The 25,997-nt window shown below is 72.0% G+C and carries 21 protein-coding genes, 1 tRNA gene and 2 pseudogenes; 13 read left to right on the forward strand and 11 right to left on the reverse strand.

Annotated features, from left to right (window positions below):
- Positions 1 to 55 precede the first annotated feature (55 nt).
- Together ET471_RS07225 and ET471_RS07230 are read left to right on the forward strand one after the other, a co-directional pair.
- Positions 56 to 1,594 (forward strand): alpha/beta hydrolase, encoded by a 1,539-nt coding sequence (locus ET471_RS07225; RefSeq protein ID WP_129187275.1) that lies wholly within the window; start codon positions 56 to 58, stop codon positions 1,592 to 1,594.
- A 117-nt stretch (positions 1,595 to 1,711) separates the two neighbouring features.
- Positions 1,712 to 1,784, forward strand: a tRNA-Thr gene (locus tag ET471_RS07230).
- 190 nt (positions 1,785 to 1,974) lie between these two features.
- Here the strand turns inward: ET471_RS07230 and ET471_RS07235 are convergent.
- Entirely contained in the window at positions 1,975 to 2,286 is a 312-nt protein-coding gene (locus ET471_RS07235; protein ID WP_129187277.1) for a hypothetical protein, read from the reverse strand.
- Between the two features lie 304 nt (positions 2,287 to 2,590).
- On the opposite strand from ET471_RS07235, the gene ET471_RS07240 reads away from it, so the two are divergent.
- Together ET471_RS07240 and def are read left to right on the forward strand one after the other, a co-directional pair.
- The gene (locus ET471_RS07240) at positions 2,591 to 3,547 is read left to right on the forward strand and encodes a hypothetical protein (protein WP_129187279.1); all 957 of its coding nucleotides are present in this window, start codon (positions 2,591 to 2,593) and stop codon (positions 3,545 to 3,547) included.
- Positions 3,548 to 3,575: 28 nt separating this feature from the next.
- On the forward strand, positions 3,576 to 4,259 hold the full coding sequence (gene def / locus ET471_RS07245; RefSeq protein WP_129187281.1) for a peptide deformylase: 684 nt from the start codon (positions 3,576 to 3,578) through the stop codon (positions 4,257 to 4,259).
- Between the two features lie 18 nt (positions 4,260 to 4,277).
- Here def and ET471_RS07250 read toward each other — a convergent pair whose 3' ends face one another.
- The 4 genes and pseudogenes from ET471_RS07250 to ET471_RS07260 form a co-directional block, all read right to left on the reverse strand.
- On the reverse strand, positions 4,278 to 4,838 hold the full coding sequence (locus ET471_RS07250) for an alpha/beta hydrolase family protein (RefSeq protein ID WP_129187283.1): 561 nt from the start codon (positions 4,836 to 4,838) through the stop codon (positions 4,278 to 4,280).
- 7 nt (positions 4,839 to 4,845) lie between these two features.
- Complete coding sequence (locus ET471_RS18510; RefSeq protein WP_242496517.1) at positions 4,846 to 5,157, reverse strand: universal stress protein; 312 nt, start codon at positions 5,155 to 5,157, stop codon at positions 4,846 to 4,848.
- Positions 5,158 to 5,189: 32 nt separating this feature from the next.
- A pseudogene (locus ET471_RS18960) lies at positions 5,190 to 5,729 on the reverse strand (universal stress protein); the annotation flags it as partial.
- Between the two features lie 118 nt (positions 5,730 to 5,847).
- Positions 5,848 to 6,414 carry a hypothetical protein gene (locus tag ET471_RS07260; RefSeq protein ID WP_129187285.1) on the reverse strand — a complete coding sequence of 189 codons (567 nt, stop codon included), beginning with the start codon at positions 6,412 to 6,414 and terminating at the stop codon, positions 5,848 to 5,850.
- A 204-nt stretch (positions 6,415 to 6,618) separates the two neighbouring features.
- Here ET471_RS07260 and ET471_RS07265 point away from each other — a divergent pair.
- From ET471_RS07265 to ET471_RS07285, 5 genes and pseudogenes are all read left to right on the forward strand, one after another.
- Positions 6,619 to 9,176: pseudogene (locus tag ET471_RS07265) on the forward strand (ATP-dependent Clp protease ATP-binding subunit).
- A gap of 67 nt (positions 9,177 to 9,243) precedes the next feature.
- Positions 9,244 to 10,839 (forward strand): GH35 family beta-galactosidase, encoded by a 1,596-nt coding sequence (locus ET471_RS07270; RefSeq protein ID WP_129187287.1) that lies wholly within the window; start codon positions 9,244 to 9,246, stop codon positions 10,837 to 10,839.
- Between the two features lie 176 nt (positions 10,840 to 11,015).
- Positions 11,016 to 11,999, forward strand: a complete 984-nt coding sequence (locus ET471_RS07275) for a carbohydrate ABC transporter permease (protein WP_129187289.1) — start codon at positions 11,016 to 11,018, stop codon at positions 11,997 to 11,999.
- The gene (locus ET471_RS07280; RefSeq protein WP_242496464.1) at positions 11,996 to 12,865 is read left to right on the forward strand and encodes a carbohydrate ABC transporter permease; all 870 of its coding nucleotides are present in this window, start codon (positions 11,996 to 11,998) and stop codon (positions 12,863 to 12,865) included. Before ET471_RS07275 ends, ET471_RS07280 begins: the two co-directional genes overlap by 4 nt.
- A 49-nt stretch (positions 12,866 to 12,914) precedes the next feature.
- Positions 12,915 to 14,285: an ABC transporter substrate-binding protein gene (locus tag ET471_RS07285; RefSeq protein ID WP_129187291.1), complete on the forward strand. Its 1,371-nt coding sequence runs from the start codon at positions 12,915 to 12,917 to the stop codon at positions 14,283 to 14,285.
- Between the two features lie 55 nt (positions 14,286 to 14,340).
- Here the strand turns inward: ET471_RS07285 and ET471_RS07290 are convergent, their stop codons facing one another.
- From ET471_RS07290 to ET471_RS07305, 4 genes are all read right to left on the reverse strand, one after another.
- Positions 14,341 to 14,988: an HAD hydrolase-like protein gene (locus tag ET471_RS07290; RefSeq protein ID WP_129187293.1), complete on the reverse strand. Its 648-nt coding sequence runs from the start codon at positions 14,986 to 14,988 to the stop codon at positions 14,341 to 14,343.
- 10 nt (positions 14,989 to 14,998) lie between these two features.
- Positions 14,999 to 16,003, reverse strand: a complete 1,005-nt coding sequence (locus ET471_RS07295) for an NAD-dependent epimerase/dehydratase family protein (protein WP_129187295.1) — start codon at positions 16,001 to 16,003, stop codon at positions 14,999 to 15,001.
- A gap of 40 nt (positions 16,004 to 16,043) precedes the next feature.
- Complete coding sequence (locus tag ET471_RS07300) at positions 16,044 to 16,409, reverse strand: hypothetical protein (protein WP_129187297.1); 366 nt, start codon at positions 16,407 to 16,409, stop codon at positions 16,044 to 16,046.
- A 90-nt stretch (positions 16,410 to 16,499) separates the two neighbouring features.
- A complete protein-coding gene (locus ET471_RS07305) occupies positions 16,500 to 17,534 on the reverse strand; it encodes a LacI family DNA-binding transcriptional regulator (protein WP_129187299.1) in 1,035 nt (344 codons plus the stop codon).
- A 241-nt stretch (positions 17,535 to 17,775) separates the two neighbouring features.
- Between ET471_RS07305 and ET471_RS07310 the strand changes: the two genes are divergently transcribed.
- The 3 genes from ET471_RS07310 to ET471_RS07320 all read left to right on the forward strand — a co-directional run bounded on the left by ET471_RS07310 (position 17,776) and on the right by ET471_RS07320 (position 21,471).
- Positions 17,776 to 18,792, forward strand: a complete 1,017-nt coding sequence (locus ET471_RS07310; RefSeq protein ID WP_425356574.1) for an ABC transporter permease — start codon at positions 17,776 to 17,778, stop codon at positions 18,790 to 18,792.
- The gene (locus tag ET471_RS07315; protein WP_425356575.1) at positions 18,786 to 19,718 is read left to right on the forward strand and encodes a carbohydrate ABC transporter permease; all 933 of its coding nucleotides are present in this window, start codon (positions 18,786 to 18,788) and stop codon (positions 19,716 to 19,718) included. Before ET471_RS07310 ends, ET471_RS07315 begins: the two co-directional genes overlap by 7 nt.
- Before the next feature lie 64 nt (positions 19,719 to 19,782).
- Positions 19,783 to 21,471 carry an ABC transporter substrate-binding protein gene (locus ET471_RS07320; RefSeq protein ID WP_129187303.1) on the forward strand — a complete coding sequence of 563 codons (1,689 nt, stop codon included), beginning with the start codon at positions 19,783 to 19,785 and terminating at the stop codon, positions 21,469 to 21,471.
- 77 nt (positions 21,472 to 21,548) lie between these two features.
- Here the strand turns inward: ET471_RS07320 and ET471_RS07325 are convergent, their stop codons facing one another.
- Positions 21,549 to 23,588 carry an alpha-glucuronidase gene (locus tag ET471_RS07325; RefSeq protein WP_242496465.1) on the reverse strand — a complete coding sequence of 680 codons (2,040 nt, stop codon included), beginning with the start codon at positions 23,586 to 23,588 and terminating at the stop codon, positions 21,549 to 21,551.
- Positions 23,589 to 23,739: 151 nt separating this feature from the next.
- Between ET471_RS07325 and ET471_RS07330 the strand changes: the two genes are divergently transcribed.
- Positions 23,740 to 24,714, forward strand: coding sequence for a LacI family DNA-binding transcriptional regulator (locus ET471_RS07330; protein ID WP_242496466.1), 975 nt, complete (start codon positions 23,740 to 23,742; stop codon positions 24,712 to 24,714).
- Positions 24,715 to 24,737: 23 nt separating this feature from the next.
- On the opposite strand, the gene ET471_RS07335 is transcribed toward ET471_RS07330, so the two are convergent.
- Entirely contained in the window at positions 24,738 to 25,949 is a 1,212-nt protein-coding gene (locus tag ET471_RS07335) for a glycosyltransferase (protein ID WP_207207350.1), read from the reverse strand.
- Positions 25,950 to 25,997: the final 48 nt, after the last annotated feature.

Raw genomic sequence — 25,997 nt, forward strand, 5'->3', positions numbered from 1 at the left:
CGCTCAGCGCCAGGGCGGTGTCAGGGCGCGCCGGGAGGCCCGGTAGGTTGGCCGGGTGAAGTCTCGCCCCGCCCTCGCGCGCACCCTCGTCTCGGCCGCCACCGTCGTCGCGCTGGCAGCCGGATGCACGGCCGCGGACCCGGGTGCGGAGCCGCCGGCGGCGCCGGCCGCGTCCCCCACGGCGTCGGCCGAGGGCGCGCCGCAGGGCTTCGAGGACCTCTACGCGCAGGCGGTCGACTGGGCGGACTGCGGCGACGGCTTCGACTGCGCGACCGTCAAGGCGCCGCTGTCCTGGCACGACGCCGCAGCCGGCACCATCGACCTCGCGCTCAAGCGGCACCGCGCGACGGGCGACCGGCAGGGCGCGCTGCTGGTCAACCCGGGCGGCCCCGGCGGCTCCGGCGTCGACTACGTCGGCTACGCGTGGCCGACGTTCGGCGAGCGCCTGCGCGAGGCCTACGACGTCGTCGGGTTCGACCCGCGCGGCGTCGGCGGGTCGACGCGGGTGACGTGCTTCGACGACGCGCGCAAGGACGTCTCGCTCGCCAAGGACTTCGACACCACCACCGACGAGGGCCTGGAGGCGATGGCGGCCGAGTACGCCGCCTGGGGCGCGGCGTGCGAGAAGAACACGGGCGAGCTGCTCGCCAACGTCGACACGCAGTCGGCCGCCCGGGACATGGACCTGCTGCGCTCCGTGCTCGGCGAGGGCCGGCTCAACTACCTGGGCTTCTCCTACGGCACCCAGCTCGGCGCCACGTACGCGGGCCTCTTCCCGGACCGCGTGGGCGCCATGGTGCTCGACGGCGCCATCGACACCACGCTCGACGCCGACCAGATCTCGGCCGGCCAGGCCGCCGGCTTCGAGCAGGCGCTGCGCAACTACGTCGCGGACTGCCAGGGCGGCGACGGCTGCCCGCTGAAGGGCGACGTCGACGACGGCATGCGCACCGTGCGCCACGTGCTCGACCGCGCGCTCACCGACCCGTACCCGACGAGCGGCAGTCGACGCGTCACCCGGAACCTCGCGTTCTACGGCATCGCCGTGACGCTGTACGCGCAGGAGTCGTGGCCCAGCCTCACGCAGGCGCTCGACGAGGTCCTCACCCAGGGCACGGCCGACACCTTGCTGTACCTCGCCGACTTCTACAACGACCGCGCCGACGACGGGACCTTCTCCTCGAACTCCGCCGAGGGGTTCCGTGCCGTCGGCTGCCTCGACTCGCGGGGCACCACCGACGTCGCCGAGATGCGCGCGCAGCTCGCCGACATCGAGAAGACCGCCCCCACGGTCGGCACGTTCTTCGGCTTCACGGGCCTCGTGTGCCGCGACTGGCCGGTGCCCGTCGTCGCGCAGGAGTTCGACCTCCACGCGACGGGCGCCCCGCCCATCGTCGTCATCGGCACCACGCACGACCCGGCGACGCCGTACGCGTGGGCCGAGGGCCTCGCGAAGACGCTCGACTCGGGCGTGCTGGTCACGTACGACGGCGAGGGCCACACCGCCTACGCCCGCTCCAACGACTGCGTGCTCGACGCCGTGGACAGCTTCTTCGTGGACGGCGTCGTGCCCGCCGACGGGCTGCGCTGCTGACGCGTCCGCGCAGGTCAGCGCCGTCGGCTGGCGGGATGTGGATCGAGTTTGGGAACCACGCCCGTCGTCGGGTAACCTAGTCGTCGCTGCCCGGGCTGCAAGGCCACGGACCAGCACGCCGCCCTAGCTCAGTCGGCAGAGCGATTCACTCGTAATGAATAGGTCAGGAGTTCGATTCTCCTGGGCGGCTCAGGCAGAAGGCCCGGAATCCCTTGGATTCCGGGCCTTCTGGCGTATGCGCCACCGCCGCCGGCGGGCGGCAGGTGAGCGGCACGAGCGATCGGAACGTGGGTTCCGTATCGGAGCGTGCATCGCATCGCACGTTCCGATACGGAACCCACGTTCCGATACGGGGACGAGCCGCCGAGCCGCGACGCCCGTCAGCGGCCGCGGAACGCCGTGAGCTCGCGCGACAGGCGCCGCCAGTCGCGCAGCGACGTCGCCAGGAAGACGACGTCGCCCACGATGACGGCGCCCGCCACCCCCTTGATCGCGACGATCGCCGTCGCGAGCAGGCCGTGCGTGCCGTCGGCCAGCGGGAACACGGTCGTCGCGGACCACACGAACACGGTGGTCATCACGGCGAGGAGCACGCTCGCGACCACCGTCATCGTGCGGGCGAAGTCGATCCGCTCGGCGTACGACTCGACGGTCGTCGCGACGGGTCCCTCGTAGAACAGCTTCTGCAGCATCGGTCCGGCCTTTCGCCGTGGTGCGGGTCGCTCCCAGTGCACCGCCCGCGGGCGGCCCGGCGGGGGCGTTGGCCGCAATCCGTCGCTCCGAGAGCGCCCGGCGACTCCGTGCCAGCCGGCGCCGCCGCCAGGTCGAGGTTCGTCGTTCCGAGTGCGCCGGGCGCCACGTGCCCCGCGTGCGCGACGAGCGCGGCGCCGGCCGCAGGCCCCGGCGGACGCGCGGAGACGGTCGTCGCGACGCTCCCGCGGCGTCGTCATACCCTCGGCTCAGCCATCGGCGGACGGACGACCACAGGAGCAGCCCATGACCGCGCGGCGCTGGAGCGGGGACCTGCGTGCCGCCCTGCGGCAAGAGGTGGCGACCATCCGCGCGCGCGACCCGGAGGTCGACGCGAGCGACCTCGGCACGTTCGTCGTCCCGCTCGTGGCTCGCCTGGTGCTCCTCGCGCTCGTCGGCCTGGTCCCCCTGCTCGGCATCCGCATGGCCGACGACCGCGACGCGACCACCTTCGGGCCGCTGCTCGCGTCGGCGGCGCTCGCGGCGATCAGCGCGACGGCCGTCGCGTGGCTGCTCGCGATCCTGCTCGCCGGGCTCGGGGTGCTGGTCGTGTACCGCGAGCCGCCGCGGCGCGCGTCGCGCTCCGTGAGCCGGGCGACGCGGGACTCGTTCGAGCGCATCTCGGGGTTCACCTCGACGATCACGCTGCTCTCGCTCATCGCCGGGCTCGTGGCCCTGTCGTTCGGGCTGCCGGCCCGGCGGTCCGCCGACCTGGAGACGTCGGTGCTCGACGACCTGCTGGCCGCGCAGCTCGGCGTCCTGCTCGTGGTGCTCGCGGTGGGGTTCGTCGTCGAGTCGATGCGCGCCGCGGCCGACATCCTGGACAGCGAGTCGCGCATCTTCGCCTGGCCGTTCGCGCTGCTGCTGACCGTCGTCGCGCTGCTGCTCGCGACGTCGGTGGGGCCGTTCGAGCCCGGCACGCTCGTCGCGAAGCTCATGACCGAGTGGCTGCCCGCCGACGTCGGCGGCGTGCCGCGCGCGCAGGTCGTGCGCGACGCCGTGCCGTCCGACCTGCGCCTGTGGGTAGCGGCTGCGATCCTCCCGGTCGCCGCCGTGGTGTGGGTCATCACCACGCGCGTGCTCGGCGTGCTCCCGCGGCTCGGCGCCGACATCGCCGCCGCGGGCAGGGAGGCATCGGGCAGGGAGGCAGCGGGCAGGGACGCCGCGGGCAGGGACGCCGCGGGCGGCGCGCGAGGCGTCTGACGCCGGGCGCCGCACTACCCTCGTCACCATGGCTCGGATCTTTCGGCGCAAGCCCGCGACCTTCCTGCTCGGCGAGCGCGTGGACGACTACCCGGCCTACGCGCCCGAGTCGCAGCGCGGCCACGACCTGCGCATCACGGAGATCGGCGAGCCCGTGCTGCACACGCCCGCGCGGACGGTGACGGAGCTCGGCACCCCGGAGCTGGCCCGCCTGATCGACGACATGTTCGCCACGATGGACGTGGCCGAGGGCGTGGGCCTCGCGGCCCCGCAGGTGGGCGTCGACCTGCGCGTGTTCGTCTACGACCTCACCGACGACCAGGGCGACCGTCACGTCGGCGCCGTCGTCAACCCGGTGCTCGAGATGGACCTGGAAGCCGAGACGGAGACCGAGGACGAGGGCTGCCTCTCCGTGCCGGGTGCGTACGTGCCGCTCGAGCGGCCGGGAGGGGCCACGATCCGCGGCGTCGACCAGCACGGTGCGCCCGTGGAGCTCGAGGCGACGGGCTACCTGGCCCGCTGCTTCATCCACGAGGCCCAGCACCTCGACGGGCTCCTCTACTGGGACCACCTCACCCCGGAGCAGCAGGCCGACGCGCTGCGGCAGCGCGACGAGCAGCGCGCCGAGGTGCTCGCGAACCGCCGCGAGATCGCGATCGAGCTGGAGAAGCGCCCGGCCGAGTACCCGAAGGAGCCGGCGGGCGGCAGGTAGGTCCGGGCGGCAGGTCGGTCAGAGGGCGGCGAGCCAGGCCGCCACGGCCGCGGCCACCTCGCCGTCGCGCCCGCGCACGTCGTGCGCGCCCGGCAGCGTCACGAGCGTGACCGGACCCGGGATCGTCGCCGCGTGCTGCGCGAGCTCCTCCGGCGTGCCGAAGGGGTCGCGGTCACCGGAGACGAACAGCACCGGCACCTCGAGGGCGGGCAGGTGCGCCACGCGGAGCCGGTCCGGCCTGCCCGGCGGGTGCAGCGGGTAGCTCAGCAGCACCAGGCCCGCAGCCGGCAGCCCTTCGGCCACGGCCATCGAGCACATGCGCCCGCCGTAGGAGCGGCCGCCCAGCACGAGGCCCGACGTCGTCGTGCCGAGCTCCGTCGACCACGCCGCCGCGGCGTCGCGCACGTGCCCGACCGCCACGGGCGCCCGGTCGGGCATGCGCTTCCCTGCCGTCCGGTAGGGGAAGTCGAGCCGCAGCACGGGGAGCGGCGCCACCGCCCCCTCGACCGCGACGAGGGTGTGGTGGTCGCGGGACGCGCCGGCGCCCGGCGTGAGGACCAGGCCGGCGACGGTGGTCACGGCCGCGTCAGCGCACCACGGTGACGGGGCAGGCCGCGTACTCGAGCACCTGCCGGCTGACCGACCCGAGCAGCAGCCGGTCGAACCCGCCGAGCCCTCGCGCGCCGACGACGACGCGCCCGGCCGCCGTCGACGCCTCGACGAGCGCCGCGGCGGGGGACTTGTGCACGACCGACCGGACGAGCTGCTCCGGCGGCAGGACGACGCCGGCCGCCTCGATGGCGTCGTCGAGCCGGTCGGCGGCGAACGCCTCGTAGTCGTCGAGGGGAGGGCCCAGCCCCACGAGCCGGGCAGCGGGGCGAGCGTGGTGATCTGCCACGCGAAGAGCGCCTCCAGCACGGCGCCCGTGCGCTCGGCGACCTCCGCGGCGTGCTGGAGCGCCAGCATCGACGATCCCGACGTGTCGACGCCGACGACGACGCGGGTCGCCCCCTCGGCGTCGGCGTCGGTCCCGTCGTCGTCGGACGGGGTGCGCACCACGGTGACGGGGACGTCGGCGCGCTCGACCACCTCGGACGAGACCGAGCCGAGCACGAGCCGGCCGAACCGCCCGAGGCGGCGGCGGCCCAGGACGAGCATCTCGACGTCCTGGGCGGCGGCGACGAGCGACTCCGCGGCGTCGCCCTCGGCGACGGCCGCGGTGGCCTCGACGTCCGTGAGGCCGGTCCGGCGCACGGACGCGTCGAGGAGGGCGAGCAGGTCCTCCCGGCAGCGGTCCAGCCGGTCCTGGTACTCGTGCGGCTGCACGCCGCGCGGCCCGGTCCACGCCATGATCGCCGTCAGCGGCACGTGCCGGGAGGCGGCCTCGGCCAGGGCCCAGTCCAGCGCGACGTCGGACTCCGCCGACCCGCTCACACCGACCACGACACCGTGCATCGACACGTCTCCCATCCTCGGGGCGCCCCGCGAGGGGCGTCATGCGCCGCACTATAGAGCGCCCGTGGAGCCCGGCGGCAGAGTCCGTCGTCCGTTGCGCCGGACTTCGCCCGGTCGGCGCCGCGCGATCGTCTCAGGCGTCGTCCGCCTGCTGCAGCAGGCTCCGCACGGGCCGCATGACGACGTCGACGCAGCCGAGCAGGTCCGCCGACCCGGCGACGACGACGGCACGGTCGCCGACGGGCACGTAGACCGCCGCGACCCCCTTGACGACGACGCGCGTGCACGGCATCTCGGCCCCGCCGAGCCGGAACGCGGCCTGCTCGAGAGGCACCGCGTCGACGGCCTCGACGACGGCGCGCATCGCGCTGCGGTAGTCGTCGAACTCCTCGGCGAAGTCGGGGGAGCGCAGGTCGGCGTGCAGGGGCGCGGCGAGCGCACCCGACGCCGCGGCCCGCACGACGTCGTCGACCATCGACTCCGGGCAGGGGGTGTGCAGCGTCTCGACCTCGAGGGTCTCGCCGTCGTACGTGCGGTACGCGCGCAGGAAGCGCTGCGACGTCGGGTCGTCCGGGTGCTCGTCGCCCGTGACGGTCTCCTCCTCGAGGTCGAGGCCCCAGGTCAGGGGGTCGTCGATCTCGGCGACGACGCCGGACAGGCGCACGAACCTCGCGACGAGCTCCTCCCATGAGCGGTCCATGGCTCCCCCTTGCTGTGCTGGCGACGTCCCGGTACGTCCTGGTGTGAGCGTGCAACGCGACCCGGTGGCTGTCCAACGGGGCGCGCCGCGCGTGGGGCACCACGGTGTCAGCCGTCACGCCTGCGGCGAACATGGGCACATCTCGAGGGGTCGGCGAGTTGGGAGCGCATAGAGTCGACTGCAGGCCCGTGTAAGGAGCAGCCCATGTTCGAACGCTTTACCGACCGTGCCCGCCGGGTGGTCGTCCTCGCCCAGGAAGAGGCGCGGATGCTCAACCACAACTACATCGGCACCGAGCACATCCTGCTCGGCCTCATCCACGAGGGTGAGGGTGTCGCCGCGAAGGCGCTGGAGTCGCTGGGCATCTCGCTCGACGGCGTGCGCTCCCAGGTCACCGAGATCATCGGCGAGGGCCAGCAGGCGCCGCAGGGGCACATCCCCTTCACCCCGCGCGCCAAGAAGGTGCTGGAGCTGTCCCTGCGCGAGGCGCTGCAGCTCGGCCACAACTACATCGGCACCGAGCACATCCTGCTCGGCCTCATCCGCGAGGGTGAGGGCGTCGCCGCCCAGGTCCTGACCAAGATGGGCGCCGACCTGAACAAGGTCCGCCAGCAGGTCATCCAGCTGCTGAGCGGCTACCAGGGCAAGGAGCCGGTCGCCGCCGGCGGCCCCGCCGAGGGCCAGCCCTCCGGCTCCGCGGTGCTCGACCAGTTCGGCCGCAACCTGACGCAGGCCGCCCGCGAGGGCAAGCTCGACCCGGTCATCGGCCGCGGCAAGGAGATCGAGCGCGTCATGCAGGTGCTGTCGCGCCGCACCAAGAACAACCCGGTGCTGATCGGCGAGCCCGGCGTCGGCAAGACGGCCGTCGTCGAGGGCCTGGCGCAGGACATCGTGCGCGGCGACGTGCCCGAGACGCTCAAGGACAAGCAGCTCTACACGCTCGACCTGGGCGCCCTCGTGGCGGGCTCGCGCTACCGCGGCGACTTCGAGGAGCGCCTCAAGAAGGTGCTCAAGGAGATCCGCACGCGCGGCGACATCATCCTGTTCATCGACGAGATCCACACCCTCGTGGGTGCGGGTGCCGCCGAGGGCGCGATCGACGCCGCGTCGATCCTCAAGCCGATGCTCGCCCGCGGCGAGCTGCAGACCATCGGCGCGACCACGCTCGACGAGTACCGCAAGTACGTCGAGAAGGACCCGGCCCTGGAGCGCCGCTTCCAGCCGATCCAGGTGGCCGAGCCGTCGCTGCAGCACGCCATCGAGATCCTCAAGGGCCTGCGCGACCGCTACGAGGCGCACCACCGCGTGTCCATCACCGACGGTGCCCTGGTCACGGCCGCCACCCTGGCCGACCGGTACATCAACGACCGGTTCCTGCCCGACAAGGCGATCGACCTGATCGACGAGGCCGGTGCCCGCCTGCGCATCCGCCGCATGACGGCGCCGCCCGAGCTCAAGACCCTGGACGAGGAGATCGCCGAGGCGCGCCGCGAGAAGGAGTCGGCGATCGACGAGCAGGACTTCGAGAAGGCCGCCGGCCTGCGCGACAAGGAGAAGCAGCTCACCGCCAAGCGGGCCGACCGCGAGCGCGCCTGGAAGTCGGGCGACCTCGACTCGGTCGCCACGGTGGACGAGGAGCTCGTCGCCGAGGTGCTGGCGATGTCGACCGGCATCCCGGTCGTCAAGCTCACCGAGGAGGAGTCGGGCCGCCTGCTGCGCATGGAGGAGGAGCTGCACAAGCGCGTCGTCGGCCAGGAGGCCGCGATCAAGGCGCTGTCGCAGGCGATCCGCCGCACGCGGGCCGGCCTGAAGGACCCGAAGCGTCCCGGTGGCTCGTTCATCTTCGCCGGCCCCACGGGCGTCGGGAAGACGGAGCTGGCCAAGGCGCTCGCAGAGTTCCTGTTCGGGGACGAGGACGCGCTCATCCAGCTCGACATGTCCGAGTTCTCGGAGAAGCACACGGTCTCGCGCCTGTTCGGCTCGCCCCCGGCTACGTCGGCTACGACGAGGGTGGCCAGCTCACCGAGAAGGTGCGCCGTCGTCCGTTCTCCGTCGTCCTGTTCGACGAGGTGGAGAAGGCCCACGCCGACATCTTCAACTCGCTGCTGCAGGTGCTCGAGGACGGCCGCCTCACCGACTCGCAGGGTCGCGTGGTGGACTTCAAGAACACCGTCATCATCATGACCACGAACCTCGGCACGCGGGACATCGCCAAGGGCGTCCAGACCGGCTTCCAGGCCGGCGGCGACCTGGTGACCTCCTACGAGCGCATGAAGGCGAAGGTCAACGAGGAGCTCAAGCAGCACTTCCGCCCCGAGTTCCTCAACCGCGTCGACGACGTCGTCGTGTTCCCGCAGCTCACCCAGAAGGAGATCGTCGAGATCGTCGACCTCGAGATCGCCAAGCTGGACAAGCGTCTGCGCGACAAGGACATGGCCATCGAGCTCACGCCCGCGGCCAAGAACCTGCTCGCGGAGAAGGGCTACGACCCGGTCCTCGGCGCCCGTCCTCTGAAGCGCGCGATCCAGCGCGAGATCGAGGACACGCTGTCGGAGAAGATCCTGTTCGGCGACCTCAAGCCGGGCGAGATCGTCGTGGTCGACGGCCAGGGCGAAGGGATCCTCGGCGAGTTCACGTTCGAGGGCAAGCCCAAGCCGTCCGGCAAGGAGCCGGTCGCGGTGGGTGTGCCGTCGGGCACGGACGTGCCGCGCTCGGGCTCCAGCGACCTGCCGCCGTCGGGCGAGCTGCAGGCCGGCGCCTGACCTCACGGCCTCGAAGGCCCCGGTCCCCTTGTCGGGGGACCGGGGCCTTCGTCGTAGGATCCCGCGCGTGACCACCTCACTGCCCCGCCTGGAGCGACGCGGCTCCGCCACCCTGCTGGTCGTCGACGAGAAGCCCTTCTGGATCCGAGGCGGTGAGCTCGGCAACTCGTCCGCCGAGCGGTCCTACCTCGCCCCGTTCTGGGAGCGGCTGGAGGCGATGGGCCTCAACGCCGTGGTCGCACCCGTGTACTGGGAGCTCGTCGAGCCGGCCGAGGGCCGGTTCGACTGGACCACCGTCGACGAGCTCGTCGAGGACGCCCGCGCCCACGGCATGCGGCTCGTGCTGCTCTGGTTCGGGTCGTGGAAGAACTCCATGTCGTGCTACGCGCCCGGCTGGGTCAAGAGTGACGTGGAGCGGTTCCCGCGGGCGCGCACGCCGCGCGGCGCGGCCCTCGAGATCCTGTCCCCGTTCAGCCCCGCCAACCGGGACGCCGACGCGCGCGCCTTCGCCGCGCTCATGGCGCACCTGCGCGACGTCGACGAGGAGTCGACCGTGGTGATGGTGCAGGTCGAGAACGAGATCGGCATGATCCCCGAGGCGCGCGACCACACTCCCGAGGCCGTCGCCGCGTTCGAGGCCCCCGTGCCCGAGCCGCTCATGAGCCACCTCGTGGAGCACCGGGCCACGCTCGGGTCGGCGCTGGCCGCCCGGTGGCAGGCCGCCGGGGGCCACGAGGAGGGCACGTGGACCACGGTCTTCGGCGACTCCGCGGCCACGGAGGAGATCTTCCAGGCGTGGCACTTCGCCCGCTACGTCGACGTCGTCGCCGCGGCCGGGAAGGCCGAGCTCGACCTGCCGATGTACACCAACGCGGCGCTGGTGCGCCCGGGCGCGCAGCCGGGGCAGTACCCGAGCGCCGGCCCGCTGCCGCACCTCGCCGACGTCTGGCGGGCGGGCGCCCCGGCGCTCGACCTCATCGCTCCCGACATCTACTTCCCGGACTTCGCGCACTGGGCCGACGCGTACGTCGAGTCCGGCAACCCGCTGTTCGTCCCCGAGGCGCTGCGGTCCGTCGACGCCGCCGCCAACGCGCTGTACGCGTTCGGCAGGCACGCCGCGATCGGGTTCTCGCCCTTCGGCATCGAGTCCGTCGCCGGGAACGAGGCCGCCATGCTCGCGGGGGCGTACGACGTCGTCGCGCAGCTCTCCCCGCTCCTCGCGGAGCACGCCGGCGACGGGTCGACGACCGGGCTCCTGCCGCCCACGGACGACATGCGCTCCCCGCACCGCGTGCGGCTCGACGACGTCGTGCTCGAGGCGACCTACGAGCGCGTGCCCGCACCCTCGCTCGCGGACGGCGTCATCAACGAGACCGGTCAGGCCGCCGGCACCACCCGGCTGCCCGCCGCGGCGATCGTGATCCGCACCGGGCGCGACGAGCTCGTCGTCGCCGGCATCGGCGTCACGCTCACGTTCCACGACCTGCCCGGCGGCGGGGACACCGTCGGCATCCTCGCGTGCGAGGAGGGCCGCTACGCCGCCGACGGGTCGTGGCAGCGGCTGCGGCACCTGAACGGCGACCAGACCCACCAGGGCCGCCACGTGCGCCTGGAGCCGGGCCGGTTCACGGTGCAGCGGGTGCGGCTCTACCGCTACCGCTGACGGGCGCGGGCCGGTCCGCGGCCTGGTGCTCGGCCCGGTCCGCGGCCCGGTCCGCGGCCCGGTCTGCGGGGGTGGGGAGGCGTCACGGGGACCTCCCGTGAAGTCTTGTCCCACTGTTTACCTGGGCGACAGCCTGCGGCCATGTCTCGTCATCGCCCGTCCCTAGGGTGACCGGCATGTCATCAGGAACGGCGACCGCTCAGGCGCGCGTCGACGGCGCCTGGCCCCGGGCCCGGGAGCCGCGCACGTCCCGCCCCGGGCGGCGCGACCCGCTCGCGCTCTGGCGCAGCCCGCGGCGGCGCAGGGACCTCTGGGTCTTCCTGCTCCTCGCCGGGCCCAACGTCGCACTCATCGTCGCCTTCTGCTGGCGGCCCGTCGTGCAGAACCTCCAGTACTCCACGCTCGAGTGGACGCTGGGCAACAGGACGGCCCGCTTCGTCGGCCTCGGCAACTTCGTCGAGTTCTTCACGGGCGAGGGCGGGCGCGTGCTGTGGACGACGCTCCTGTTCACCGTGTTCACGGTCGGCGGGTCGATGCTGCTCGGCCTCCTGCTCGCGCTCGCGCTGAACCGGCGGCTCGTCGGGACGACGTTCGCGCGCAGCGCCGTGTTCGCGCCGTTCGTGCTCTCGGGCGTGGGCGTGGGGCTCGTGTGGGTGTTCATCTTCGACCCGACCGTGGGCGTGCTGTCCAACGTCCTGGGCAGGCTCCACGTCCACATGCCGCAGTGGTTCCTCCAGCCGGGGCCGGCGCTCGCGATGGTGTGCATCGTCTTCGTCTGGAAGAACCTGGGCTACTGCGCGGTCATCTACCTCGCCGGGCTCCAGTCGGTGCCCGGCGACGTGCTGGAGGCCGCCGCGCTCGACGGCGCCGGCTCCTGGCGCCGGTTCTGGCGGATCACCCTGCCGCTGCTGTCGCCCACGACGTTCTTCCTGCTCATCACGACGATCCTCAGCTCGCTGCAGTCGTTCGACCTCATCCGGATCATGACGCCGCTCAACCCCGGCACGACGACCCTGATGTACGACGTCTACCTGCAGGCCTTCGGTGGCTACAACCGCGGCGGCTACTCCTCGGCCCTCGCGACGGTCCTGTTCGTCATCCTCGTCGCGGTCACCCTGCTGCAGGTCCGCTTCCTCGAGAGGCGGGTGCACTACTCGTGACCGCAACCCTCCCCGTCGCGGGACGGCGGGCGCCGCGCGGCCGCCGCCTGCTGACCGACCTGGCGGGCGGCTACCTGCCGCTCGTGGTCGCGACCCTCATCGTGGCGCTGCCGCTCGTCTGGATGGTCATCGGCTCGCTCAAGACGCCCGGCGAGGTGGTCACCCAGCGCCTGGTCCTGTTCCCCGCCCACCCGTCGCTCGACGCGTACACGACGGCGTCGGACCAGATCGACTTCCGGCAGCTCTTCCTGAACTCGACGATCGTCACCGTGGTGGGCGCGACCATCAAGGTGCTGCTCGCGCTCACGACCGCCTACGCGCTCGTGTTCGTGCAGTTCCCGTTCAAGCGGTTCATCTTCGCGGTGATCCTCGTGGCGCTCATGGTGCCCGCGCAGGTCTCGCTCATCCCCAACTACACGCTCATCGCGGCGCTCGGTGGCGTCAACACGTACTGGGGCATCATCCTGCCCGGGCTCGGCACGGCCTTCGGCACGTTCCTGCTCCGCCAGCAGTTCCTCTCCCTGCCCAAGGAGCTCGTCGAGGCGGCCGAGATGGACGGCGCGGGGCACCTGACCCGGCTCTTCCGCGTCATCGTCCCGGTCAGCACGCCGACGATCGCGACCGTCGCGCTCGTGACGGTCGTGAACGAGTGGAACGACTACCTCTGGCCGCTCGTCGTGACGAGCTCCGCCCGCATGATGACCCTCCCCGTGGGCCTCACCCTGCTGCGCAACAGCGAGGGGGACGTCAGCGCCTATCCCGTCCTCATGGCCGGCGCCGTCGTGGTCATCGTGCCCGTCCTGATCCTGTTCGCCTTCCTCCAGCGCTACATCGTGGCCGGCCTCACCCAGGGTGCGGTGCGGTAGCGCGCCTCCTCTCCTCAGCACCACCCATCCGAAGGGAAAGAGAATCCCCATGAAGCGAACCCGCTTCTCCGCCGTCGCGGCCGCGGCCGCGGTCACGGTGGCCTCGCTCGCGCTCGCCGCCTGCTCGGGCCCCAGCGTGGGCGCCGCCTCCGACGACGCGTCGACCAGCCCCTCCGCCGCGACCGGCGGCCCGGACTTCACCGGCGTGACGCCGGCCAAGAAGATCACCTTCTGGTCATCCAACCCCGGCGGGTCGGGCGACGTCACCCAGGAGATCATCGACGCGTTCACCGCGAAGACCGGCATCGAGGTCGAGCTCGTCCCGGCCGCGAGCTACGAGGACGTCGCCCAGAAGTTCCAGGCCGCGCAGGCCGGCGGCGGCCTGCCCGACGTGCTCACGCTCTCGGACGTCTGGTGGTACCGCTACTACCTGAACGACCAGATCATCCCGCTCGGCAACGCGCTCGAGGCCGCCAAGGCCGACACCGACGACTACCTGCCGGTCTTCTACGGCGACTACCAGTACGACGGCGAGCAGTGGGCCGTGCCGTTCGCCCGCTCGACGCCGCTCTTCTACTACAACAAGGCGCAGTGGGCGGCCGCCGGCCTGCCCGACCGCGGCCCGGCCACCTGGCAGGAGTTCGCCGAGTGGGCCCCGAAGCTGGCCGCCGTCAACGGGGGCAAGCCAGCCTTCGAGTGGCCGGACATCGCCGGCTACGCGGGCTGGATCGCCCAGGACCTCCTGTGGGGCTGGGGCGGCTCCTGGTCGGCGAAGGACTCGTTCGACGTCACCGCGGACTCCGCGAAGTCGGTCGAGGCGCTGCAGTTCCTCCAGGACTCGATCTACACGGACAAGTGGGCCGCGCAGGCCGCCAAGGACGCGGGCGCGGACCTCGCCGCGGGTGGTACGTCGGCCACGATCGCGTCGTCGGGCTCCTTCGCGGGCATCCAGAAGACGCTCGACTCCGCGGGCAACCCGTTCGAGCTCGGTGCCGCGCCGCTGCCCGGCGGCCCCGCCGCGTCCGACGGCGTCAGCCCCACGGGCGGCACCGGCGTCGCGATCCCGAAGGGCATCCCGGCCGCGAACCAGCTCGCGGCCGCCGAGTTCATCGCGTTCCTGACGAACCCGGAGAACACCGTGAAGTTCTCGGGCGCCACGGGCTACATCCCCGTGGACAAGTCGGCCGACACGACCGCGCTGCGCGCGGCGAAGCCGGTCATCGGCGTCGCCATCGACCAGGCGGACGCGACGCGCTCGCAGGACTGGGCCCGCGTGTTCCTGCCCGGTGGCGACCAGGCCATGAACAGCGCGATCCAGTCGATCGCCACCCAGCAGGTGCCCGTCAAGGACGCGATGACGGACCTCAAGGGCAAGCTCGAGCAGATCTACACGACCCAGGTCGAGCCGAACCTCAAGTGACGCGCGCCCGGGGCGGCAGGTCCCTCCCGAGGGGCCTGCCGCCCCGGCGTCCGTCCTAGCGGCCCAGCAGCTCGAGGGCGGTCTCGGCGAGGTCCGCGACGTGGTCGATGACCCGCACCGCGCCCGCCTGCGCGAGCTCGTCGCCCGTCGGGTAGCCCCACGAGACCCCGAGCGTGCGGATGCCGTGCTCGCGCGCGCCGACGACGTCGTACACGCGGTCGCCGACCATGAGTGCCGGGCCGCCCGACCAGCCGAGCGCCGCGAGCGCCGTGCCGATCACCTGCGCCTTCGAGCCGCTCTCGTCGAGCGGGGCGCCGAAGACGGCGTCGACCAGCGGGGCCAGGCCGAACCGCTCCGCGATCGGCACCGCGAACACCTCGGGCTTCGACGTCGCGACGGCGAGCGTGCAGCCCGCCGCGCGGAGCCGCTCCAGCTGGGCGGGGATCCCGTCGAACACGGCGTTGTCCCACATGCCCGTCTCGCGGAACATCTCGCGGTACGCCGCGATGCCCTCCGGCACGCGGGCGGCCGGGACGCCGTGCGCGAGCAGCGAGTCGCCGATCGGCGGGCCGACGAACGACCGGAGGGCCGCGGCGTCCGGCACCGGCAGGCCGAGCCGGCGGTAGGCATGGGCCGCCGACGCCGTGATGCCGGGCGCCGAGTCCATGAGGGTGCCGTCGAGGTCGAGCAGGACGAGGTGCACCGCGCCCCGCTCAGACCGAGCGGGCGTGGGCGACGAGCCGGTCGAAGCCGGCGTCCTGCCGCGCGTCGACCCGCTGCGCCTCCGGGTGGGCGTCGTACCAGGCGACCTGCTCGAACGCGGCCTCGTCGTACGTGATCGTCGTGCCGAACTCGGGCACGAGCGCCGTGACCTTCGAGCAGTCGAACACCACGGAGTGCGCCTTGTCGCCCAGCAGGCCCGGGCCGTCCTCGGGCAGCACGCGGTCGATCGTCTCGCTCGCGACGTGCACGAGGTCCGGGGCGTCGACGCCGGCCGCGGCCGCCAGCCACGTGTAGATCTGGTCCCAGGTAGGAGCGTGCGTGCCCGTGATCTGGAAGGTGTCGCCGACGGCGAGCGGGTTGCCGAGCAGGCCGACGAAGCCGACCGCGAAGTCCTCCGTGTGCGTCAGCGTCCACTGCGTGGTGCCGTCCCCGTGCACGACGACGGGCTTGCCCGCGCGCAGGCGGGCGACGTCGGTCCAGCCGCCCAGGGTGGGGATGAGCGTGCGGTCGTACGTGTGCGACGGGCGCACGATCGTGGCCGGGAACCCGTTCTCGCGCAGCTCGCGGACCAGCAGGTCCTCGCACGCGATCTTGTCGCGCGAGTACTGCCAGAACGGGTTGACCAGCGGCGTCGACTCCGTGATGGGCAGGCGTCCGACGGGCTTCTGGTACGCCGACGCGCTGGAGATGAACACGTACTGGCCGGTCCGGCCGGTGAAGCGCGCGACGTCGCGGGCCACGTGGTCGGTGCCGAACGCGCGGAACTGGGCGACGACGTCGAAGTCGCGCCCGGCCAGCACGGCGTCCACGGCGTCGTGGTCGGTGGCGTCGGCGACGAGGGTCTCGACGTCGTCGGGCAGGGGGCGCTGGGAGGACTTGCCGCGGTTGAGCAGCGTGACGCGGTGGCCCTGCTCGACGGCGCGAGCGACGCTCGCGTGGCTGATGATGCCGCTGCCGCCGACGAACAGGACGGACTTCGGGTTGCGGGAGGTCATGGCCCCATCCCACCACGCGGCGGGGCCGCGTGGTCGCGGCTCAGGTCGCCTGGTTGCGGACCGGCGGCCTGCGGAAGAGCAGGAAGCCCGCGACGCCGATCGAGACGAGCGAGCTGAACGCGACGATGCCGACGAGCAGCAGGCTGCCCGCGAAGTCGGCCTCGTCCTCGGACTCGACGTCCTCTCCGACGCCGTCACCGCCGGGCACGATGCCGGTGTCCTCGGCGGCGGGCTCGGCGTCCACCTCGCCCGGGACGGGCTCGGTCTCGGCGACGGCGACGGCGACGACGGCCGCGACGTCGGCGGCGGCTGCGGGGGCCGCCGCGACCGCCCCGCCCACCGGGACGACCGCGAGCAGCCCCGCAAGAGCAGCGGCGCTGATGCGGGAGAGGGTGCGGTTCTTCATGACGTGAACGGTACGTTCGGGCACCCGTTCGACGACGCCCTTTGGCGCAACGCGTGCCATCCCTTGACCTTCGCCGCGGCGGGCCGGTCGTCAGGCGGGCGCCGTCGTCGACTCCCGCACCACGAGCTCGGTCGCGAGGTTGATGCGCCGCGTCGAGGGCTGCCGCCCCTCGATGAGGTCGATGAGCATGCCCGTGGCCATCGCGCCCATCTCGGCGAGCGGCTGGCGCACCGTCGTGAGGGCCGGCGTCGCCCACGCGGCGAGCGACAGGTCGTCGTAGCCGACGACGGAGACGTCGCGGGGGACGTTGAGGCCCAGCTCGTGGGCCGCGCGCAGCACGCCGAGCGCGGCCATGTCCGAGCCCGCGAAGATCGCCGTCGGGCGGTCGGCGCGCGTGAGCAGGTCGTGGGCGGCGCGGTACCCCGACTCGACGTAGAAGTTGCCGGGCAGGATGAGGTCGTCGTCCATCGCCACGCCGGCCTCGGCGTGCGCGGACCGGAAACCGTCGAGGCGCGCGCGCGAGCACAGCATGTCGGCCGGGCCGCTCACGGCGGCGATGCGCCGGTGGCCGAGGGCCAGCAGGTGCCGGGTGGCGATGAGGCCGCCGTTCCAGTTGTCGGAGCCGACGGTGTGGACGTCCGGCGTCGGCTCGCCGTCGGTGTCGATGACGACGAACGGGATGCCGCGACGTTCGAGCTGGCGCTGCTGCGCGGGCGTCAGGCGCGACGACACGGTGAGGACGCCCAGCGGCGGTCGCAGCAGCGTCGCGTCGAGCCACGTCCGGGGGAGGCGGTGGACGCCGCCGAGCTCGGACAGGATCACGCTCAGGCGGCCCGCGGCCGCGGTGTCCTCGACGCCGCGGATGATCTCCATCGACCACGACGAGCCGAGCCGGTGGAACACGAGGTCGATCAGCCCCGTGCCGGCCTGCGGGGGCGCCGCCTTGCGGCGCTGGTAGTGGTGGCGCTCGAGTGCTTCCTCGACGCGGGCGCGCGTCTCGGCCGCGACGTCGGAGCGCCCGTTGAGCACCTTCGACACCGTGGGCACGGAGACCCCGAGCTCCTGCGCGATCTGCGCGATGGTCGCCCCGCGGTCCGGCGGAGGTTCCAGCGTGAGTGACGTCATCGTCTTCCTTGGTTCGCAACTTTCGAGGGCACACGGTACACCGAGCGACGAACTTTCGAGCGATACGCGCCCTGATCAGGGCCTTCGAAATCGTTATACGCCCGTGACCGGGCCGGGAGGCGCCACGCGTTGACGCAGATTCGGCCACGGGGCTAACGTCTGGCCTCGCAAGCGATCGAACCCGTTGATCGCAAGTTTCGAAATCCAGGCTCACGATGCCGTGACCGAGGTGGAGTGCAGAGTGGCGCATCAGAACGAGGTGGTCGACCTCGCGACGACGGGGGTGAGCTCGGGGACGAGCCTCGCTGCCGCCGGCGCAGGTCCCGGGCACCGAGTGGAGCAGAAGCTCCGCAACACGAACACGTGGGGCACCGCCCTGCGCCGGGACTGGCGGCTGTACACCTTCGTGGTGGTGCCGATCCTGTTCCTGCTGGTGTTCCGGTACGCGCCGATGTTCGGAAACATCATCGCGTTCCGGAAGTTCCGGCCGGGCGGCAGCCCCCTCGGCGAGGAGTGGAGCGGCTTCCACTACTTCGAGATGTTCCTGACGAACGGCCAGTTCTGGACCGTCTTCTGGAACACCGTGATCCTGGGCGGCCTGTGGCTGCTCATCGGGTTCCCGCTGCCGATCATCCTCGCGCTCCTCCTCAACGAGGTCCGCTCGCGCAAGTTCAAGCGCACGGTGCAGACGGTCACGTACCTGCCGCACTTCCTGTCGATCGTGATCGTCGCGGGCATCGTGTTCCAGCTCACCAACGCCGACGGCACGATCAACCAGATCCTGCACTTCTTCCACGTCGAGCCGATCACGTTCATGCAGAAGCCGGAGTGGTTCCGCTCGGTCTACATCGTCTCCGAGGCCTGGCAGACGGTGGGCTGGGGAACGATCCTCTACCTCGCCGCGCTGACCACGATCGACGACCAGCTCTACGAGGCCGCCCGGATCGACGGCGCCAACCGGTGGAAGCAGACCTGGCACATCACGCTCCCGGGTATCCGCCCGACGATCATGGTGCTGCTCATCCTCAACATCGGCTCGTTCATGGCCGTCGGGTTCGAGAAGGTCTACCTCCTGCAGAACCCCACCATCTACTCGACCGCCGACGTGATCACCACGTACCTCTTCCGGGTGGGCGTCAACTCCGGCCAGTACTCGTACGCGACGGCCATCGGCCTCTTCGAGGCAGTGATCGGCCTTGTCCTCGTTCTTTCCGCGAACTTCACGTCGCGCCGACTGGTGGGATCTTCGCTGTGGTGACCGACTTTGACACCGCCCCGGACATCGCGCATGTCCGTTCCTCGCTCACGCAGATCAAGCCCACGCCGGGCACGGTCGCGTTCCGCGTCTTCAACACGATCTTCCTGACGCTGCTCTCGCTGGTGACGATCTACCCGTTCGTCAACCTGGTCGCCAAGGCGTTCTCGTCCGACGGCGAGATCGCCGCCGGGCACGTCAACCTGTGGCCTCGCGGCTTCACGACGACGACGTTCCACTTCGTGCTGACCGACCCGATGTTCTGGCTGAACTACCGCAACACGCTCGTGTACACGGTGCTCGGCACCGTGATCGCCATGGCGATCACGACGACGTTCGCCTACGCGATCAGCCGCCCGAACCTGCGCGGCCGCGGGTTCTTCGTCGGCATCGCCGTGTTCACGATGTTCTTCGGCGGCGGCCTGATCCCGAACTACATCCTGGTCACGCAGTGGCTGCACATGCGCAACACCATCTGGGCGATCGTCCTGCCCGGTGCGCTGAGCGTGTTCAACCTGCTGGTGATGAAGTCGTTCTTCGAGAACTTCCCCACGGAGCTCGAGGAAGCCGCGTCGCTCGACGGCCTGTCCACCTACGGCGTGTTCTTCCGCGTCGTGATGCCGCTGTCGAAGGCCGTCCTGGCGACCATGACCCTCTTCTATGCCGTCGGTGCGTGGAACAGCTGGTTCGGCGCCTTCCTCTACCTCGACGACAAGACCAAGTTCCCCGTGATGATGTACCTGCGAAACCTCATCGCCGGCGCCACGGGATCCGTGGACATCGCGGGTAACGCGAACGACGCCGTGCAGATCGGCCAGAACATCCAGTCGGTGACCATGCTGCTCACCGTCCTGCCGATCGTCTGCGTCTACCCGTTCGTCCAGAAGTACTTCGTCTCGGGCGTGATGCTCGGTTCCGTCAAGGGCTGACGGAACCCATTTCCCCGGGCGAGGACGCCCACGTCGGACAACGACGTTCCAACGAAGGAGAACCATGAAGAACATCCGCAGGAGCTCGGCTGCGGTGGCGACGGTCGCCACTCTCGCCCTGGCCCTGACCGCCTGCTCGTCCGGCGGGGACAACGACGCCGCGGCGAACGACACGCCCGCCGCGTCGCCCTCGGCCGAGGAGCTCATCAAGCCGGAGCAGTCCGTCGGCGCCATGGAGGACTTCAAGGTCGGCACGACCTTCAAGGCCACCGAGCCCGTGGACTTCTCGCTGATGTACCGCGACCACCCGAACTACCCGGTGAAGGAGGACTGGGAGTTCTTCACCGCGCTCAAGGCGAACCAGAACGTCTCGTTCACCCGCACCGACATCCCGCTGTCCGACTGGGACAACAAGCGCGCGCTGCTCTTCGGCGCCGGCGACTTCCCGGACATCACCTCGGTCATGTACCCGGGCCAGGAGTCGCAGTTCGTCGCCTCCGGTGCGCTCCTGCCGGTCTCCGACTACCTCCAGTACATGCCGAACTTCTCGGACAAGGTCGAGAAGTGGGGCCTGTCGGGCGAGCTCGACGCCCTGCGCCAGTCCGACGGCAAGTTCTACCTGCTGCCCGGCCTGCGCGAGGTCCCGGACGTCCAGTACACCGTGTGCCCGAACGACGACATGTGGAAGGCCGCCGGCATCACGGAGGACCCGAAGACGTGGGACGAGTTCGCCGCTGACCTGAAGAAGGTCAAGGACGCCAACCCGACCATCAAGTTCGCGATGTCCGAGCGCTGGAACACCTCGTCGAACTGGGGCCCGCTGGGCGCCCTCATGCAGACCATGGGCCCGACCTTCAACACCGTGGGCGGCTGGGGCTACGCGCCGACGTCGTTCAACAAGAAGGACGGCAAGTTCGAGCTGACGGCCACGTCGGCCGGCACCAAGGACATGGTCACCTACCTGGCCGGCCTGGTCTCCGACGGCCTGCTCGACCCGCAGATCACGCAGGACGACGACACCGCGAACGCCAAGTTCCTCAACGGCGAGTCGGCCACGATCTCCTGCAACACGCAGGGCATCACGAACGACATCCGCAAGAAGGCCGCTGACACCGGCAAGACGATCAACACGCACCTCATGGTCATCCCCGGCGGCCCCGCCGGGAACGTGATCGCCGGCTCGCGTCTCGCCCAGGGTGTCGTGCTCAACGCCGACGTCGCCGAGAAGCCGTACTTCAAGGCGCTGCTGCAGTTCGTCGACTGGCTGTACTTCTCCGACGAGGGCATCGAGTTCGCCGTGTGGGGCGACGCCAACACCTTCACCAAGGACGCCTCGGGCGCCCGCGTGCTCAACGCCGACATCAACGGCAACAACCAGAACCCGGACGGCGCCAAGAAGCTCCAGGCCGACTTCGGCTTCTACAACGGCGTGTTCATGGCCGGCACCGGTTCGACCGCCGACCTGGTCCAGTCGACCATGAACGACGAGATCCGTGGCTGGACCAAGACCATCATCGACGGCTCGGACCTGCGTCCGGCGAACCCGCCGACCCCGATGGACGCGGACACCCGTGAGGCCCTGGCCCTCCTGGAGACCCAGGTCCACGACGCCGCGCAGACGGGCATCGCCTCGTTCATCACCGGTGAGAAGCCGCTGAGCGACTGGGACGCGTTCGTCAGCCAGCTCGACGGCCTCGGCGGCTCGCAGATCGTCGACGACTACAACACGGCCTACCAGGCGGCCAAGAAGTAGTCCTCGCACCGCACACGACACCGCCGCCCGTCCAGCAGCTGCTGACGGGCGGCGGTGTCGTGTGCGGCACCTACATCTCAGTAGATCCGGCGGCCCTGCTCGTCCGGGAGGCCGGACTTCCGCAGGAAGTACGTGTTGACGATGTCGCGCCAGTCGGTCGTCGAGCCGAGCTGCTCGGCGAACCGCTCCGTGACCCGGCCGGCGACGTCGGCGGGGAACTCCGCCGCGGCCGCCTCCCACGCGGCGATCGAGGCCTCGACGCGCTCCAGGCCCTCGAAGTGCGTGTCGTACACGTGCTGGATCACGGTCTTGCCCGAGCGCAGCACGTGCGTGTACGGCACGTGGTGGAAGAAGAGCACGAGCTCGTCGGGCACCGTGTCGAGCGACTCGTAGACCGACGCCCACGGGGCCGGGTACTGGGCGGTGTAGCCCGAGCCGGTCGCCACGGTGCGGTCGACGCCGATGCCGTCGCGGTCGGCGAAGTGGTACGTGCCCCACGGGGTGTACTCGTAGCCGTCGGGTGAGGGTCCGTAGTGGCTGTGCGGGTAGACCATGAAGCACACGCCGAGCGGGGCCGTGTACATCTCGTACGTCTCCCACGACTCGTCGAGGATCGCGTGCACCACCTGGCGACCGGCGGCGGACAGACCCGGGAAGGTCAGGCCGATCCACTCGTCGAGGATCGCGATCGGGTCGGCGGTCGGGTCCCACGTGAGGCGGCCCCACGCGTAGAGGTTCGCCTGCGAGAACGGGTGCCCGGTCCAGAAGACGTCGTCGCCCACGTTGGAGACGGCGGCGAAGCCGCCCGCGCGACCTCCCGGGCCGCGGCCCGTCGCGATGTCCGCCATCGTGGCCGAGCCCTCGCCCCAGTAGGGGAACGACAGCAGCTCGCTCCACATGCGGCCCAGGTAGACGGCGTGCTTCTGGTGGCCCAGGTACTCGGTGGTCACCTGGAACTCGGCCGCGACGCGGGTGTTCGGCATCGCGGCGATGGCCGGCGACGTCGCCTCGCGCACCTGGAAGTCGAGCGGCCCGTGCTTGATCTGCACGACCACGTTCTCGGCGAACGTGCCGTCGTACGGGGCGAAGTGCTGATACGCGGCCTTGGCGCGGTCGGTCTTGCGGTCGCGCCAGTTCTGCTCGTGGTTGTAGACGAAGGCCCGCCAGTGGATCAGGCCGCCGTGCTTCGCGACGGCCGCCGCGAGCATGTTCGCGCCGTCGGCGTGCGTGCGGCCGTAGACGAACGGGCCGGGCTGGCCCTCGGAGTCGGCCTTGATGACGAACCCGCCGAAGTCGGGGATCGCGGCCCAGACGCGGTCGGCGGCGTCGGCCCACCACTGCTGCACGCCGGCGTCGAACGGGTCCGACGTCTCCAAGCCGCCCAGGCGCCCGGGCGCGGCCCACGACACCGAGACGTGCGTCTGGATGCCGTAGGGGCGGAACACGTCGGCGATGCGGACGACGTCGGGCAGCAGGTCGCCCAGCAGGCGCGTCTCGAGCGGGCCGACGTTGACGTTGTTGACGGCGACGTGGTTGATGCCCGACGCCGCGAGCAGCCGCGCGTACCGGGCCACGCGCGTGAGGTCCTCGCGGACCACGCCGTCGCGGTAGAAGATCGAGCCGCCCGAGTAGCCGCGCTCCACCTGGCCCATGACCGGGTGGACGGCGATGTTGTCCCAGTGATCGAGCATGCGCAGCGCGGTGGCGGGCGCGTGCCGCTCGACGTCCTCGCCGATCGCGGAGCCGTCGAAGGCGGCCTCGCCCAGGCGCACCAGGTGGAACAGCCCGTAGAGCAGGCCGCGCGGGTCCGCCGCCGTCACGCGCGTGACGCCGCCGCCGTGCGCGACCGTGAACGCCTCGGGGTCCTGGTCGTTGTGGGCGATGACGACGAGGGCGACGTCGGGGGCGTCCGACGCGTCGACGACGGCGCCGCCGTGCGTCGCGACGGCCGCGGCCACCTCGGCCCGGACGGTCTGGGCGACCTGCGCGGAGAGGGTGGACCAGTCGCGCGCCGGGATCTCGACGGCGATGCGGCGCGAGCCGAGCGGCGCGAACGCGGCGTCGGGCAGCCAGGCGGGGTGGACGGCGGGGTCGGCGACCGGCGCGGGGGTGCTCACGTCGTTGTGCTCCTCGGGGGTGGGGGCGCGGCGGTCAGCCGCTGTCTGAGAACGTTTGCAGCATAATGGCAGCCACATACGGCGGCCCCGGTGGGCAGCGGATCGGACCGCTGTCACGGCGCGCAGGGCACGGCCGGGCGACGAACGGGAGGTGCTGGTGGTCACGGTGCGTGACGTCGCGGCCGCGGCGGGGGTCTCGATCTCGACGGTCTCGCGCGCCCTGTCGGCCCCCGGCATGGTCGCGGCCGGCACGCGCGACCGCGTCGCCGCCATCGCCGAGCAGCTCGGCTACCAGCCCAACCGCGCCGCGGCCAGCCTCCGCGCGGGACGCAAGGGCGCCCTCGGCCTGCTGGTCCCCGACCTCGCGAACCCCTACTTCGCCGCCGTCGCCAAGGGTGTCGCCGAGCGCGCCCGGGAGCACGGGCTGGGCGTGTTCGTGGTCGACTCCGACGAAGACCCGGCCGCCGAGGTCGACCTGCTGCGCCACCTCGTCCACCAGACCGACGGCGTCATCCTCGCCTCGCCGCGGGCCATCGACGCCGACGTCGACGTGATCGGGCCGCGGCCCGTCGTCGTGGTCAACCAGGACGGGCCGCTCGCCGTCGTCACCGACACGGACGGCGGCATGCGGCTGGCGCTCGAGCACCTGCGCGGGCTCGGCCACCGCCGCATCGCGTACGTGGGCGGGCCGGCCAGCTCGTGGTCCGACGCCCGGCGCCGCGGCGCGCTGCGCGAGGCGGCCGCCACGGGCGCCGACGTCGTCGCGCTCGGGCACTACCCGCCGACCGTCGCGGGCGGGGCCGCGGCCGCCGTCGCCGTGGCCGAGTCGGGGGCCACCGCTGCGATCACGTTCAACGACGTCGTCGCCGTCGGGCTCGTGCGGGCCGTGCGCGAGCGCGGGCTGCGCGTTCCGGAGGACCTGTCGGTGGTCGGCTGGGACGACACGTACCTGGCGGCGCTCGCGTCGCCGCCGTTGACGAGTGTCGGGTCCGACCTGCGCGAGGTGGGGCGCAGCGCGACCGACCTGCTCGTCGCGCGGCTGGGCGGCGCCCCCGGCGCCCGCGAGGTCACGGTGCTGCCGGGCACGCTGAGCGTGCGCGACTCGACCGGGCCGGCGCCGCGCTGACGTCGTCGGGCCGTCCGGCGGCGTCAGACCGGCGCGAGCTGGGCGCCCGCGCCGCGGTGCACCGTCTCGAGCACGGTCGCGTACCCGGTGAGCATGCGGACGTGGCTGAACCGCGGGCGGGCGGCGGTCAGCGCGCCCGCGAGCTCGCCGCGGCGGGCGGTCGCCTCGATCCACGTCGCCGCGATCTCCGCGGCGTCGAAGCCGGTGACGAACCCGATGCCCTCGACGATGCGCGCCGAGTCGCCCACGGGCGTCGTCACGGGGATCGCCCCGCACATCGCGCCCTCGATGAGGCACAGGGGCGCCGCCTCGCCGAACACCGACGTGAGGGCCACGACGTCGGCCGTCGCGTAGACGAGCTCCATGTCCGGGCGCACGCCGAGGGCGTGGACGCGGGCGAGCAGGTCCGGGCGGTCGCCGAACGCGAGGCCGAGCTCGACGACGAGGTCCGGGTTGGCGTCGGACATACCGGCGCCGCACATGACCACGTGCCCGGCGGGGTCGCGCTCGAGGTACTGCCGGGCGGCGGCGACGAACAGCCCGGGGTTCTTCATCGTGTCGAAGCGGGCGGCGAAGACGACGACGTGCGCGTCGACGGGCAGGCCGAACCCGCCGCGCAGCGCGCGGCGCCGGGCGTCGGAGACGGGCCGGAACCGGGCGAGGTTGATGCCGTTGGGCACGACGCGCAGCAGCGACCGGGGGACACCCGCGGCGGCGTACGCGTCGCGGGTCGACTCCGCGCAGCACACGACCGCGGCCAGCCGGCCCTCGCCGGCGGCGAGCAGCAGGTCGTCCAGGGCGGTGCCCTGGTGCTCCGGGTCGGAGCGGTGCAGGCACGCGACGACCGGACGGTCGACGTCGAGCGCGTTCGTCAGGCGCAGCGGCTGCTCCTTGAGCGACATGACGACGTGCGCGGCGCGGACCTCGAGCGCGGCGTGGTGCAGCTCCCGCGGCGAGAACGTGCGCGGGTCGAGCCCGTCGTCGGTGGACCGGCCCAGGCTGCTCACGTGCACGCCCGCCGAGCGCAGGAGCCGGAAGCGCTGGTCGTCGGCCATGCGCTGGAGCGTGGCCTCCCGGCGGACCTCGGAGTGGATCGAGAGGGCCGCGTGCCGCTGCCTGCCGCCGGCATGGAGGCCGGCGACGACGGTCGAGTGCAGCTGCCGCGCGCCGCCCGAGAAGAAGCCTTCGTAGAGCGAGAGCACGCGCAGCCCGTGCGGGGACGAGTTCAGGGACACGGGATCACCTCCTTGGTGCCAGGGTCAGCGGCGCCGATGTGGTGCCTG

The organism is Xylanimonas protaetiae (genome assembly GCF_004135385.1).
Classification (GTDB): Bacteria; Actinomycetota; Actinomycetes; order Actinomycetales; family Cellulomonadaceae; genus Xylanimonas; species Xylanimonas protaetiae.

Bases quoted from the DNA above. Each gene is read 5' to 3' on its own strand.
- ET471_RS07260 (WP_129187285.1), bottom strand. From the start codon at position 6,414: ATGGACCGCTCATGGGAGGAGCTCGTCGCGAGGTTCGTGCGCCTGTCC.
- ET471_RS07295 (WP_129187295.1), bottom strand. From the start codon at position 16,003: ATGACCTCCCGCAACCCGAAGTCCGTCCTGTTCGTCGGCGGCAGCGGC.
- ET471_RS07285 (WP_129187291.1), top strand. From the start codon at position 12,915: ATGAAGCGAACCCGCTTCTCCGCCGTCGCGGCCGCGGCCGCGGTCACG.
- ET471_RS07305 (WP_129187299.1), bottom strand. From the start codon at position 17,534: ATGACGTCACTCACGCTGGAACCTCCGCCGGACCGCGGGGCGACCATC.
- ET471_RS07320 (WP_129187303.1), top strand. From the start codon at position 19,783: ATGAAGAACATCCGCAGGAGCTCGGCTGCGGTGGCGACGGTCGCCACT.
- def (WP_129187281.1), top strand. From the start codon at position 3,576: ATGGCTCGGATCTTTCGGCGCAAGCCCGCGACCTTCCTGCTCGGCGAG.
- ET471_RS07300 (WP_129187297.1), bottom strand. From the start codon at position 16,409: ATGAAGAACCGCACCCTCTCCCGCATCAGCGCCGCTGCTCTTGCGGGG.
- ET471_RS07240 (WP_129187279.1), top strand. From the start codon at position 2,591: ATGACCGCGCGGCGCTGGAGCGGGGACCTGCGTGCCGCCCTGCGGCAA.
- ET471_RS07235 (WP_129187277.1), bottom strand. From the start codon at position 2,286: ATGCTGCAGAAGCTGTTCTACGAGGGACCCGTCGCGACGACCGTCGAG.
- ET471_RS07275 (WP_129187289.1), top strand. From the start codon at position 11,016: ATGTCATCAGGAACGGCGACCGCTCAGGCGCGCGTCGACGGCGCCTGG.